Origin of the sequence: Bifidobacterium sp. ESL0690 (assembly GCF_029392315.1) — a bacterium.
GTDB lineage: Bacteria > Actinomycetota > Actinomycetes > Actinomycetales > Bifidobacteriaceae > Bifidobacterium.
In genome coordinates, this window is sequence record NZ_CP113939.1 from 555,804 (window position 1) to 569,425 (window position 13,622).

The 13,622-nt window shown below is 60.7% G+C and carries 5 protein-coding genes; all 5 read right to left on the reverse strand.

Annotation, left to right across the window (positions count from 1 at the left end; all coding sequences use genetic code 11):
• Window positions 1–2 precede the first annotated feature (2 nt).
• Window positions 3–2,855, reverse strand: a complete 2,853-nt coding sequence (locus OZX62_RS02105; protein ID WP_277176400.1) for a transglutaminase domain-containing protein — start codon at window positions 2,853–2,855, stop codon at window positions 3–5.
• Window positions 2,852–4,219 carry a DUF58 domain-containing protein gene (locus tag OZX62_RS02110; protein ID WP_277176401.1) on the reverse strand — a complete coding sequence of 456 codons (1,368 nt, stop codon included), beginning with the start codon at window positions 4,217–4,219 and terminating at the stop codon, window positions 2,852–2,854. Before OZX62_RS02110 ends, OZX62_RS02105 begins: the two co-directional genes overlap by 4 nt.
• 10 nt (window positions 4,220–4,229) lie before the next feature.
• The gene (locus tag OZX62_RS02115; RefSeq protein ID WP_277176402.1) at window positions 4,230–5,837 is read right to left on the reverse strand and encodes an AAA family ATPase; all 1,608 of its coding nucleotides are present in this window, start codon (window positions 5,835–5,837) and stop codon (window positions 4,230–4,232) included.
• A gap of 87 nt (window positions 5,838–5,924) precedes the next feature.
• A complete protein-coding gene (locus OZX62_RS02120) occupies window positions 5,925–11,891 on the reverse strand; it encodes an Ig-like domain-containing protein (protein ID WP_277176403.1) in 5,967 nt (1,988 codons plus the stop codon).
• Window positions 11,892–12,032: 141 nt separating this feature from the next.
• Window positions 12,033–13,505, reverse strand: a complete 1,473-nt coding sequence (locus OZX62_RS02125; RefSeq protein ID WP_277176404.1) for a serine/threonine-protein kinase — start codon at window positions 13,503–13,505, stop codon at window positions 12,033–12,035.
• Window positions 13,506–13,622 lie beyond the last annotated feature (117 nt).

Sequence of the window (13,622 nt, forward strand, 5' to 3'; positions counted from 1 at the left end):
AATCAACGACCTTTCCGTGCGGTGGTTTTGGGTTTCGCATGCACATCATTCAGTATAGACGCGCTTTTTGTCGCATTTTTCTTTGAGGCTTTACGCGGCTTCGTTTTGCCGGATTTGCCGGCTTTGGAGGCTTTCGCGCCTTTACCGGTTTTGGCATTCGAAGCATTCGCGGAACTTGCGTGGCCCGCGGCACCTGCGGCATTGGCGGAGCCGGCCTTCTTGAGTCGGCTGAGATCGACGTGCGGCATATGGAAGACGCCTCTGAGCGAAAGCCGGGTACGCAGACGACGCATGCGCGGCTGGTCGGCGAGAATGGCCTTGCGCATGGCCTTGACCCGCTTCCAATAATCCTCGGAAGCCGTCTCTTCGGGTTTCTTGCCGGAGAAGGCGACCCAATCGGCCTCGCGGGAGAGCAGCTGAAGCTGACCCAAGTCAATCGGATGTCCCTTGAAAGGTTTCCTCTTCTTGGCTGCTTTTTCGGCGGCTTTCTGGGCCTTGCGGGTTGTCGCTTGAGCGGTGATGGGAGCCATTGCAGCGCTTGCGGCGGCAGTCGCAGCGCCTTCGTTCACAGTCTTCAGCGCTTTGTCGATCTGAGCGACCTGATGCCGGCGGGTGCCGGAGGTCTTGATGCCACTTTGGTCGGCGAGCATGTCGATAGCCCTCCAACCGGCGGCGATGCGTTGCTCCGAGCTGCCACGACGGGCCATGACGGCCAGTTGGATGGCTTTGATGAGCAAGATGAGCCCGCAAATAATAAGGATGATCCACAGCGGGCTGCCGTAGATGGCGACCTTTTCGGCAATCGCCAGAATCCTCATCAGTGTGGCATTCCCATTGAGGTCGCCTGCGTCCGCACCGTCAAGCGAGGACTGGTCGCGCGCCTGGTTCTGGTCGTGCAACGGATCGACGAGCGGCACCGGCGGCTGACGCACGAGCGTCTTCGGGTTCGGCGGTGTCAGATCCTGGTTCTTGTTCGGGATCTTCGTCTCCTTGGGGGTGGGGTAGAAGGGTACCCAGCCGTAATCCTTGAAGTTGATCTCGACCCAGGCCTCGATGTCGTTGCCGGTGAAATCGGTTTGTGCCACGCCGTTCTTGGTGTGCGTGGTGCGGGCCTTGGAAATGTTGCCGTCCTTGTCCTTCGGAATGAAGCCGAGTACCACACGCGCGGGGAGGTTGAGCTCGCGGGCCATCATCGCCATCGCCGACGCGTACTGCTCGCTGTCGCCGACCATTGCGGTGCCGCCGAGCATGGAGTCGATACGGAAGTTGCCGTGGCCGGGCAGCGACGGATAATCGCCCGCCAGCCCGTGAGAGAACCAGCCCTTGGTCTTGAGCGCCGTGGCGAGGGTTGCCGCCGTCGCGCCGTCACTGGCCTGCTTGCCGGTCAAAGCCGGAGCGAGTCTGCTGGCGCTGTCGGGAATATCCCTCGCTTCGGGTTGTGTAATACGTTGCGCGTGTGCGTGGATGATCTGCTGCTGGCTGGGAATGTCGGCGATGACGCCGGATTCGGTATAGGTCTGTCCGCCAAGTGCCGTGTTGGGAACGATGGCCGAATGAGTACCCATGTTGTAATAGAAATCCTGGGTATTCATACCGACGGACGTCGCTTCGCCCGCCAATGGCATCCATTGCTCGGAGAAGCCCCTATGCACTTTGAAGGTGGCTTTGAAATGCTCGCCTTGCGTCGTGTTGGCGATGCCGCTGCCGATCTTACGATAATCGGAGGAATCGCTGGCGTCGGTGGAATCCGAAAGGTTCCAGACGTTGCCGTCGAAGCGATCCATGACGGCCAGACGCACCGGTGTGCCGGCGGGAAGCCCGGAAACGGAAAGCAGCGTTTCCTTCTTATGGTATTTGACATACGAGCGCATATCGCTTAACGGGCTGGTGTATTGGTGCGGGTCAAGCGGCGGGTTGTAGCGGTCGCGCAGGGTGAGGCGGTGCTGCGGGACGATGAGGGTCGCGCCGAACGAGAGACCGACGGCAAGAACGATAATTATTGCCATGCTTACCGGCCGGCGGATATCCAGCGACTGCCAGCGCCAGGCCAGCCAAACGACCAACGCCAACATGGCGATAATGCCGCAGACCGGACGCAGCGTGCCGTAGGCGGTGCCCAGAAGTGCGCTCACCACAAGGTTCAAAGCCAGCGGGAAGACGGTGATGAGGTTGATTTTGTTACTCACCGAAACCGCGAAAACACCGGCCAGGAACGCCGTCCACAGGTTGAGCGTCCACAACGCCATCAGGCTGCCGTTGGCATTGCCGAGTGGCGGAATAACGGCGATGACGTATTTGAACGAGCCGAAAGTCTGTGTGAAACCTTGGGTGATGGTTTTGAGGCTCGGTACGATATGCGCGATGGTCGTGTCGTTCAGGGCGATGATGGGCCCGACGAGGAACTGGGCGAGGACCAGGAAAACGATCTGCCACCACAGTTTCAGCGCCGGATTGACTCCGGCCAACGCAATCAGAACGCCAAGCAGCGCTGCCGGAATGGCTGCCATGGCCCAGACCAGAACGTTGCCGTAGACATCGATGAGATTGGCGGAATTGAGGCAGACGGCGACCAGAACGAGCAGCGCGCCGATGGCGGCGGTGGCCCAGGGGCGGCGCACGGTGACGAACATTTGTCGCTGGCCGTTGCTGGTGGCGGTCAGGGCGATCGGGGCCCGGGTCGTGCTTGCCCACGTGCCGGTGGTGTTGGTGCCGGTCGTGCCGGTGAAATCGGGGAGGGAGACCGAAGCGGAAGCAGCCGCAGAAGCAGAGCCGGAAGTCTTGGAACGGCTTGGATTCGCTCGGCTCTGGCTTGTCCGGCCCGTCGGATTGATTGCCGCGTTAAAGGAATCGCTCATTTCAGCGCCTCCATGATCAAAGGCAGGTCGTCGAGCGCCGAAAGCGTGGCCAGAGTGAAGTCATCGTATTGGTGGATGGCGTTGCCGGCGATAGGGTCGATCTGCAGCATCACGCAGATGGATTCCCGGCTCAGCGCTGCGGCAATGCGGCGGAGACGTTGGAGTTTGGCTCCCGAACCGACCACGAAGAAATAGAACGAAGCGCCGGGGCTCGTAGCGAGAGTCGCGACGGCGAGGTTCGGGTTTTCGTCTATGTCCGGCTTGACCCCGCTCATCCAGTCGAGGAAGGGCATCGCCCCGCGCGCAATCAGGGAATCGGCGGCGGCCTGCACGGCCAGCGGGCGGTCTTCGAGCAGACATTCGGTGCCGATGGAGGAGGCGACGCTCACGGCGAGCTCGAATTCGTCTTCGGACGAGTAATCCGTAGGGTTGACGCCAAGGGTGATGGAAGTATCGGTGCGTTTGGTCGCTTCGTATTGCCGCACCATCATCGTGCCGGTTTTCGCCGACGAAAGCCAGTGGACGTTGCGCATGTCATCGCCGGGGCGGTATTCGCGCAGACCGTAGAAGTCGAGATCGTCGTCGACCACCTGGCCGGAAGGGCTGCCTTCGAGGTCGCGGAAAATACCGGAATCAAGGGTATTGAGGAACACGGTTTTCGGATGGATATAGACCTGAACGGACTGCGAAAGCGACTGCTCGTGCCGCACGATGCCGAAGGGGTCACCTTTGCTGATTTTCAAGGGGCCGACGGGCAGGATGGCGCGCGAAGTGGCGCGGAACTCGACCTGCTCACCTTTGGCTTTGCCGGGAGCCAGTGCGGGGATGCGGAAACGTTGGTGCATCTCGCCCATCGGCAGGTCGCCGAGCACACTGACGGTTGGGCTTTTGCCGGGGTTGGAGATATTGATATCGACCTTGACGCTATCGCCGACGGTGATGCGGTTATCTGAAACGGATAGTTCTGCATGGAATTTTGTGTTTCCGAGCGACATCGCGATGCCGCAAAGCAGCATCACCAGTCCGATGATGCCGCAGACCAGCAGTTCGTGCCATCCAAGCGACGGGAACGCTGCTAGGCAGACCACGGCCATACCGGTTACCGACCAACCGAGCGGCGAGACGTAGGCGGTGAGCCATCCAGGCAGCCTTTTGCGCAAACCGGCCGCATTGTGCCGAACCTTGAGCCAAAGATGGCCAAGACGAGTGTTGTTTTGCAACAGGCTGGGTCTACGCCCTTTGAGGCGGCGACGGCCTTGTTGACTTTGCCTTCCCGCGTTTACCGCCATAGCCCCGTTCTGGGTGGATGCGGAGAAACCGGGTGGCGTCGCCTGCGGCTGGTGTCGGTTTTTGGTAAAGTGCATGGTCTTGCTTTCAGGCTCCCATGGCAGGGGCTGGGACGGATTCGACGATTTCGGAGACGACCTGTTCGGCGGTTTCGCCCTTGAACGCGGTTTCGGCGTTCAGAATGATGCGGTGGGCGAGCACCGGCACGGCGAGGTCCTGCACGTCGTCGGGGAGCACGTAGTCGCGTGCGTCGGCGGCGGCCCAGATGCGGGCGCAACGGGTCAGTGCCAGTGCGCCACGCATGGAGGAGCCCACGCGAAGTTTTTCGCTCAGCCTGGTGGCCTCGATGAGGCGTTCGATGTATTCAAGGATGCGGTCATCGACGCGCACGTCCTTGGCCGTCTTGCGCAGCCTGATGATGTCGTCGCCACTCAAAACCGCGGAAACGGTGTCGGCGCGGTCGGTGATGTCGATGTCCTTCAAGATGCCGATCGACACGTCGTGGCCGGGCGCGCCCACGGAGGTCTTGATGAGGAAGCGGTCCATCTGGGCCTCAGGCAGCTTATAGGTGCCAAGCTGTTCCAGCGGATTCTGGGTGGCGATGACGATGAACGGCTGCGGCATCGGGTAGGTCTTGCCGTCGACAGTCGTCTTCTGCTCTTCCATGACCTCCAGCAGTGCGGACTGGGTCTTCGGCGAAGCACGGTTGATCTCATCGGCCAGCACGATGGAGGCGAAGATCGGGCCCTCACGGAATTCGAATTCGCCGGATTTCTGGTCGTAGAAGGTCACGCCGACTACGTCGCTCGGGAGCAGGTCGGGGGTGAACTGGATACGCTTGAACGAGGTGGCGATGGAATTGGCCAGGCCTCGCGCCAGCTGCGTTTTGCCGGTGCCGGGGTTGTCTTCCAGCAACACGTGGCCGCCGACCATCAGCGCGGTGACGCACAGTTTGATTGGTTCGGGCTTGCCGACCACGACCTTGCCGATGTTGTCGACCAGTGCGTCGAAGGAACGCTTGAATTCAAGAATGGAATCCTTGGGCGGGGTGATGATCGTCGAAGCCGGCGTGGCCGCGGCGTACGGGGCCGAAAGCGAATCCGGGCTGACGGAAGCGTTGGGGGAGACCTGCGACTGGAAGCTGCCGGTTGACGAAGTGTATGACATTGAGGATGGTGCTTGGTAGCCACTTGGCGTCGGGTTCGTGGTATTGCCGGTGACGGGCGCCAGGTTTGCGGTTGCAGGAGTGGCGGAAGACGCGAAAGTAGCTGCAGAAGCGCTAGTAGAAGTCCCCGTGTAAGCACCGTCGGGAATTCCGGCAGGCGTGGCCGGAGAAGCAACATAGCTTCCGCCGGTTTGCGCGTCTAGCCCCGCGTCCGCAAAATTTTCAGTAGGAATGACCGGGGCATCGTTGTTGCTGCCGGGCATCGAGGTGCTCAATACAGTCTCTTCGGAGATGTCCTCATCCTCGCTGATGCCGTGGCTGATGGAACCAAGTACGGTGCTGTCGTCGCTCGGGTCAGTGGCCGTGTGCCTGGGTTCCCCCGAACGCTTCGGCAGCGAGGGGAACGCGCTGCCGCCGCCATTGGTCGTATCGTCGCCGGCGCTGAATTGCGGAAGATGGGCGGCTTCAGAAAGATGCGTGGCGTCCGAGATTTGCGTCTCATCGTTGGGTTTCTCTGGATTGTTGCTCATCGATTCTCCTTTGTGATGGCTTTACGGCTTTTCTTGATGAGGTATTGGTTTGTTGGTTTATAAAACAATCTGTATGGCTTCATGGGTTTACGACCTTGGTGACTGGAGCGCATGCTGGTCCGCAGCTCGCACATAGTCGTCCAACGTGAGCGTCTGGGCGAACACGCGAGGCGTCAGCGACTCGGAAGTGGGGGCCGGACGGGTCACCGATGTGGGGAATGTTGTTTTTTCGGTGTTGGCGTTGAGTTCGGATTCACTTGCGCTGGTCACCTTGATCTGCCAGGAATCTGGAGTGCCGGTGAAAGAACTGACATCAACGCTTGTCGTGCCTGCCGTCGGGGTAAAGCTTGCCGATGTGCCCCCGTCGTAGAGGATGAGCTCGACGGCTACATTGGCGCGACCGTATGTGTCGGGAAGCTTGCTGAGATTGATGTGGTCATGATCGGCCCAGGTGACAGTGATGCCACTTACGTCAGCTGGCTTTTTCCAGAGATCGTTATTGCTCGCGCCGGCTTCGTCGCTATCGACTCCGTTCAAGGTCTGCTTGACGGCCTTGCTGCCACAGGACGTCCACGGCCCGGGAAGGTTATAGGTAGTCGGGCTGGTTGCTGGCGAGGCACCGATCTTGAATCCGGTGTGATCCCCGTTGGCTTCCCAGGTGAGTGTGCATACGCCGTTGTTTTGGGTCAGCTTCACATTGGCTGGCGGCGCCGGCTTATAACGTGGGGTCAGCGTGGCGGTCAGCGTCTTCGCGTCAGGACCGTCTTTTCGCGGCGTGACGACGGCTGTGACGGTGAATGGATTGTTAAGAGCATCTCCGGGAACAGCGACGCTCGTCGTCGGCGAGGAACACGACACGGATTGGCCATTGACACTGATGCTGTCGCATCCCGCATTGTGCATGTTTCCCAGAGTTATGGAGACGTCGATTTGCTTGGGGCTACTGCTGTTTTGCGCGGCTTGCATCGTCGGTCCGATGTCGCCCCAAGGCCCGTCCGCGTTCGACGATGTGCCGACAAGGCCGTCACCGGCGCGGTTGTGGCCGCGTACCGTCGCAGTGACGTTCATGCCGTCGTTGATGGAGCCATCGCCGATGTCGAAGCTGCAGCTTGTGGCCGAGCCGTCGACGATTTTGGTGCCGGCCGCCCCGTTCAGGGCTACAGTGTATTGGTCGGGCTTGGTGCCCACGTACGAAGCCGGATCCCAGGAGACGGTGATGGTGTGGTATCCGCCTTTCACCTTGATGCCGCTGGGCGCGTCGGGCACCTTGTCGGGCATGGCGTCCACACTGTTCGACGGCTTCGACCAGCCGGCCTCGTTCTTGGCCTTGACGCTGAAGCTGTAGTTCTTGCCGTTGGTTAGGCCTGTGATATTGCAGGTGGTCACCGCGCCGCAGGATTTGGCGTTGCCGTCATAGTCCACTTCGTAGTCGCTGATAGGGCTGCCGTTGGCTGTACCGGGCGTCCAGCTCAGGTTCACCGCACTGTCGGCGGGTTGTCCAGCTACTGGCGAGAGCAGCGGTGGAGCAGGCTTGTCGATGATCGAGACGGTGATGGTGGCGCTGACTTCACGTTCTTTGGTCTTGGTGGCGTCCTGCACATTGACAACGATGGTGTTCGACGATGCGCCGATGTCGGCGGCCGCGTGGATGCCGATGGAGCCCTTCGAGCCGCAGTCGACTTTGAGTTTCGCGGTATCGTCGGCCTGGCAGCTCACTACCGTCAGCGACGAGTTCGGGAACGGGTTGAAGGCCCCGTTGAGGATGTCGACGGTGGTGTCGTCGCCGGCGTTCATCCGCTTGTTGACCCCGGAAATCTGGGCGAGCGGGCGCGTGGATTGCACCACCTGCGCCGTCAGTCCCGCCGAAACGGTGCCGTTCGAATATTTGATGGTGATGGGAATACTCGACATCGACCCGACGGCGGCGTCAGTCGGTGCCTTCAACGTAAGCTTGCCGCCGCTGGTCAGATGCGATTCGATGGAACCGGAGGCTTCCCCGCCGGAATAGCTATAGTCCGTTTCGTCGTCATCCAGGCCGCTCGGGGCGTGGGTCAAGGCCGTCAGGTCGATGGTCTTGGCGTCCTCGCCGGCCGCCACGCTGATGGTGGAGGAGGAGAAGGTGGGCGGCGGCACGTTGCGGCCGATGACGGTGATGGGCAGTGTCAACACGGACGAATTGATGATCTTGGCCTGCTTTGAACCGTTCTTGTCTTTGCTGTTGTCGTCGCGCTTGCCGTCGGAGACCGTGAAAGTGATGGAAGCCGGGCCTGCATAATCCTTTGGCGCGGTGAACTTTAGGGTCTGGTCGTTGACGTAATAATCGGAATTATCGCTCTTGGTGGCGCTGATTGAGTTCTTGTCGACGTACGGTGTCTTGCCGGGGCCGACGCGCACGTAATCGGCGAGATTGATATTGACGCTGCGTTTCGCGTTCACCCTGATCGGCGGTGCCTTCGGACGCAGCATCGGCGGGAAGACGCCGTATTGCGGCACCTGGACGAAAGCCGTGGAAGTGATGTGATAGGTGGTGTTGGTCACCGTGTAAGGCACACTGCGCGCCTCGTTGGTGAGGTCGACGGTCACCGTGGTGGATTTCGCTCCGCCCTTGACGTGTGCGTGGTCGGCGGCCGTCGGGTCGATGCCGACCTTGAGTTCGTCGGCGGTGCCGGAGGGGTTCGCGATCCATTGCGAAAGGTCGACGTCCACGGATTTCTTGTCGAGCGTCGCGGCGGAAGGCACGCGGTAATCGTAGGCCGTGGGTGGCTCGATGGGTGCGTTCGGGTCGGTGATCACGGTCAACGTGGCGGTATCGGAAAGCCCTGCCTTGTCTTTGACGGTGTAGACGATGTATGACGTTCCTGCTTGAGCCGGCGTCTTGAACGAAATCATGTTGTCGGCCACATTGGCCCCGGTGATGCCTTGCATCATGAGGTTCTTGTCGACCTTGAGGTCGGTGTTGTCACCGGAGATATCGTTCTGGGCCACCGGCACATTGGCGGCGGTGTTGGGTCGCAGGGTCACCTGGTCGTCGCGTGCGTACACGCCGGAATCGGAGGTGCCCTTGTAGACGCCCACGCGAATCTGTGCCTGCGCTCGCTGGCCGGTCCAGTCTTCTACCGCGTAGGAGAAAGTATCGGTCCCTGATGAATCGCTATAGGCCTCGTAGACCATATAGTTCGCGCCGACTTCGTCGATACGTCCCATCTTCGGAGACTTGTCGCCAAGGCCAAGCAAGGTGTCGTCGTCGCCGTCGGTGTCGATGCCGGTCAGCGTGATCGGGATACGCACCTTCTGTCCGGCCGCGACCTGCGCCTGCGTGTCCTGCGGGGTGGGGGCGGGCTTGTTGTTGGCGTCCTTGGCGTGCACGGTGATGGTGATGATGCCGGAGGCCGCGTTGCCGAGGTTGTCGCGCACGGTGTAGGTCACCGGGTAGACGCCCGGGGTATTCGAGGCCTGATAACGCACGTCGTCGCCGGAAACGAAGACGAGGCCTTTGAAGGTCTTCTTGCTGAACTGCAAGGTGTTCTGCAGTTTCACCGTGGTGCCGTCGGCGTGGGAGACGTGGTCGATTACGTCGACGCTGACGATGCCGCCCGTACGCACGTTGGCGTTGACATTGGCGGCTTTCGGCGCCGCGTTGGCGGTGGTCAGGGCCGGCGGCTGCAGCACGATGGTGCCGCGGGTGGAACCTGCCGCGTTGGCCACGGTATAGGTCAGCTTTACTGGCTTGGTCGGAATTTGTCGGGCGGTCATATAGACACGCTTGTGGGCCACGAGCCCGGTTTTGATACCCAGTTTCGGGTCGACGTTGACGGAGGTCACCGAAAGCACGCCGCCCATCGGATCGGTGTCGTTGTTGAGCGGTTCGACGATGGCGGTGCGGTCGGCGCCCAGCAGCGCCACATCGTTGGCGGCCACCGGCTTGGCCGCTTCTCCGGCCACCGGCTGCACTTCCAATCGTGCCAGCCCTTGAGCCTCCACACTGCCTTGCGTGATGGTATACGGAACGTAATATGTACCGGGGTTGCTGGCCTTGAACGTGAAGGAAAGGTCGGCGGAATTGGTCGACGTCGTGGTGCCGCTTGGAGTATTGACGGCGGAAAGCACGGGTGGCTGGGCGCTGGTGCCGTGCACGTATTGTTTGAGTTCCACGGTGGTGGAGGTGTCGGGTGTGGTGTTCTTGGTCACCGGGTCGATCAGCGCCGGAAGCGTGTTCGCCGGGCGTACGGAGAAATAGATGAGCCCCATACCGGTGTGCATGCCGTCGGAGACGGTGACTTCCACACCCACGCGGCCCCCGGTCAGCGAGCCGGTGTTGAAGACGAGCTGGCCGTCGGCGCGGGTGGAGATGGCCACCTGGTCGTTGTTCTGCGCCACGGCGGAGACGAGCGTCATCGGGTCGCCTTCCGGGTCGCTGAAGCTGCCCAGCGCGTTGACGGTGAAGGTGGCTCCCTGCTCCACGTCGTATTCGGGCGGGGTATCGGTCTGGGCCGGAGGCTGGTTGACGGTGCCCCCGGTGATGTTGAGATTGACCGTCGCGGAGCTGGACTGTCCGCGTCCGTCGTTGATTTCGTAAGTGAAGCTGGCCTTGCCCGCACTGGCGCCTGAGGCGTCAAGTTGCAAATAACGTCCGGAATAGATCGGGGCGACGGTGATGCCGGTGCCGGAAACGGGCCCGACCTTGGTGATGTGCAACACCGAGCAGTCGGTCTGTTCATCGTTGCGCAGCACGTCAAGGATTTCCTGGCCGCCCACGCGCGCGCCGAAATTATCGTCCTCGGCCTTGATCTCGCCGGACTTGGTGGAGCAGGTGGGTTTGAACTGCGTCTGGTTGTTGGCCGAGTCTGAGTTCTTCTGCTGGTTGGTGGTCTTCTTCGTTTCGATTTGACGCCATTGGATCTTGATGACCTTGTTGGACTGATCCGGGTTCCACACGTTGCCGTTGGTGATGTCGTTCAAGACGACGAGCCGGTGGTTGGTGCGGAAGACGAGCTGCGAGGTCGGCGAGATGGATTGCAGGGTCTGCCATTGCGCCTGGGTGGTGTCGCCTTTGGCCTGGTCCGGGCTCGCGGCGCCGTCGGCGGAGCAAAGCCGGATATAGTTGTGCGCCTGCTGCGACCAAGCTGCATAGACACAGCCCTTGTTCGAGACGGGTTGTGCAGCATCGGCCGTGCCCTTGTTCATGAACGCGGCGGTTTTGTTGCTGTGCTTGAAATCGACGGTGAAAATGCCGTTGCGTGCGCTCGCGGCCACCCAGTCGCCCTGCGCGTCGTCGACGGCCGGGGCCTGGAGCATAACCGGTCCGCGCGAATCAATCTGCGCGCTGCCGCCTTGCCACATGATTTCCTGCTTGGTGGCGATGACGGGTCGATCGCCAATGACGGTGAAGCTGTCGGCATTGGTCTCTTTGCCGTTGGTGATGGATTTGAGTGTTTTCGCCGCGCTGTGTGCGCTGTCCATCTTGATTACTGCACCATCCGCCGGCCGGTAGCCGTAAACCGCGCCGTTGCGGTCGACGGCGAGAAGCCCGTGAGCCCCGAGCTGCATCTGAGGGGCGGAAGTCTTGGGCGCTATGGAATCGATGTTGTTTGAATCGCCGACCCACACGTTGCCGGTTTTATGGTTCAGAAACGCTGCAGTGGCCCCACCGATGAACGTCGAAGTGGAATTTTTGAGATCAGCCTTGCCGTGGATGCCGAGGTTTGAGGCGACGATGCCCTGCGCCTTCGCCCCGTCGGAGAGAATCACGTCGTCATCGTGCTGACTGACGTCGAAGGTCGGGGTGGTGGGGGCGACGGCCCCGTTGGCCTGCTGGAGCTTGACGTTGAAACGTGCGGCCTTGCGGTCTTTGAGCGAGGTGACCCATACCGTGCCGTCGTCGAGGTGGACGTGCGTGCGCGTCAAGGTATTGATGATGATGGCCCCGGCCACGATGCCCAGCAGCAGGAGCAGTACGAGCACCGGCGTCAGCCATCGACGATTGGTTTGTGAATTCAGGCGTCTCAAGGCAAGACGAATGCTATGCTCACCCTGTGGTTTGCGCGATGCCTTCATCAGCTGCTTCCTTCTTTTCCGTTAACCCGGCGGACTCACCCAAAATCCCTGCCGCTCGCCCAAAAACTTGCCTGCGTTTGCGCAGCTTCAATCGTTTGAGCGTTGCTTTTTACTGCTACGTTCGTCACTGCTTTTACTGCTTTACTGCTTCGTTACTACACAGGCCATTGCGGGAGTGGCAGACATATGTCCGTCAACTCTTACAATACTAACCTGAATACACGTCTGTGGTTTACCGTTATTCACAATGAGGCTGACCTTCGGCTCTTTGACGATTGAGGTCTGGCTGCCGGGCGCTGCTGAGCCGTCCTGGACTTCCGCCCAAGCGTAGGTATCGCCGGCCTTCGGCTCCGGGTTGCTCCAAGTGAACGTCACATTCTGTCCGTCGGAGGTCCCCTTGAGATTCGTGGCTTGCGGTACTGCTGCTCCTGCGTCCTCGCTGGTGATGTCGTCCTTCGGCGCATCCTTCTGCCCGTTGTGGCCCTTCGAGCCGTTCTTGGCGGAGTCGGATTTTGTATTACCTGAATCGGCGCCCCCGTCATGCGGTGTCTGCATCGTGTTGATCTGGGTGCGGTCGTCCGATTTGCGGCTGTCCATTCGTGGCATCACAACGAAAACGAAAGTGGATACGACGATGGCCACCGCGGCCAACGCGGCGATGGCGATGACCAGCGGCTTCTTCGAGCGCTTGCGCTTCGGCATAGCCACCTTTGCCCCGAAACGTCCTTTGTTCGACTGCGGCATCGAATGATGCGGCGGGAATTCGTCGCAGTCCTCCGCCACGAACGGCGTCATGTTGAACCCGCAGTCTTGCTGCGCCTGCTGCAATGCCCGGCCGAACTGCTGCGCCGAAAGGTAGCGGGCGTCCGGGTCCTTGTCCATGGCCTTCAGAAGAATCTGCTCGACCTCTTTGGGCACGTCGGGGATGGCGTTCTTCGGCAGCGGATCGGCGACGATATGCCGCGCCAGCTCGTTCTGTGTATGCGGGTGGAAAACGTATTCGTAGGGCGATTTGCCCGCCAGAAGCCCGTAAAGCGTGGCCGCCAACGAATAGATGTCGGAGGTTTCGGTGCCGCCGCCCTTGCCGGTCAGCACTTCCGGCGGGGCCCACGGCACAGAGAAGCCGGTGCGCGACTTGGCTTCGTAGATGCTGGTCGAAATGCCGAAATCGGAAAGCGCGGGCTGGTTGGCCGAAGTCACCAGAATATTGGCCGGTTTGATGTCGCGGTGGATGATGCCGTGGCGGTGCGCGGTCTGCAGGGCCCCGCTGAGCTTCACGCCGAGGTCGAGCACTTCGGCGACGCTGAGCCTGCGGCTGCGCATGATCTCCTTGTAGGAGCCGTGCGGCGCGTATTCGAGCACGAGGTAGGGCAGACGGGTCTCGTCGGTGAGCCCGGAGCCGTAAATGGAGACGATATAAGGGTGCGCCGAAAGCTGGGCCATGATCTTGGCCTCTTTTTCGAACGCCTCGTCGAAGGTGCGGTCTTGCCTTGATTTGCCCACTTTGACGGCGACTTCGCGGTTGAGGTTGTGTTGGCGATAGAGGTACACGTCGGCCGTCGATCCGGCTCCCAGCTCGCGGATGAAATCACAATCGGGTATCGTCGGCGCCATCGCGACCCTTTCTCCTCATCTCCCAAAAGAAACTGGTTGCATTTTACCTTGTGTATCGAACTTTATACGATTTGATAACTTATCGTATGGTTTAGCACTGTCTGGAGAAGGGCAGAA

Excerpts from the sequence above, each read along its gene's own strand:
- OZX62_RS02125 (WP_277176404.1), bottom strand. The coding sequence starts at position 13,505 with ATGGCGCCGACGATACCCGATTGTGATTTCATCCGCGAGCTGGGAGCC.
- OZX62_RS02105 (WP_277176400.1), bottom strand. The coding sequence starts at position 2,855 with ATGAGCGATTCCTTTAACGCGGCAATCAATCCGACGGGCCGGACAAGC.
- OZX62_RS02115 (WP_277176402.1), bottom strand. The coding sequence starts at position 5,837 with ATGAGCAACAATCCAGAGAAACCCAACGATGAGACGCAAATCTCGGAC.
- OZX62_RS02120 (WP_277176403.1), bottom strand. The coding sequence starts at position 11,891 with ATGAAGGCATCGCGCAAACCACAGGGTGAGCATAGCATTCGTCTTGCC.
- OZX62_RS02110 (WP_277176401.1), bottom strand. The coding sequence starts at position 4,219 with ATGCACTTTACCAAAAACCGACACCAGCCGCAGGCGACGCCACCCGGT.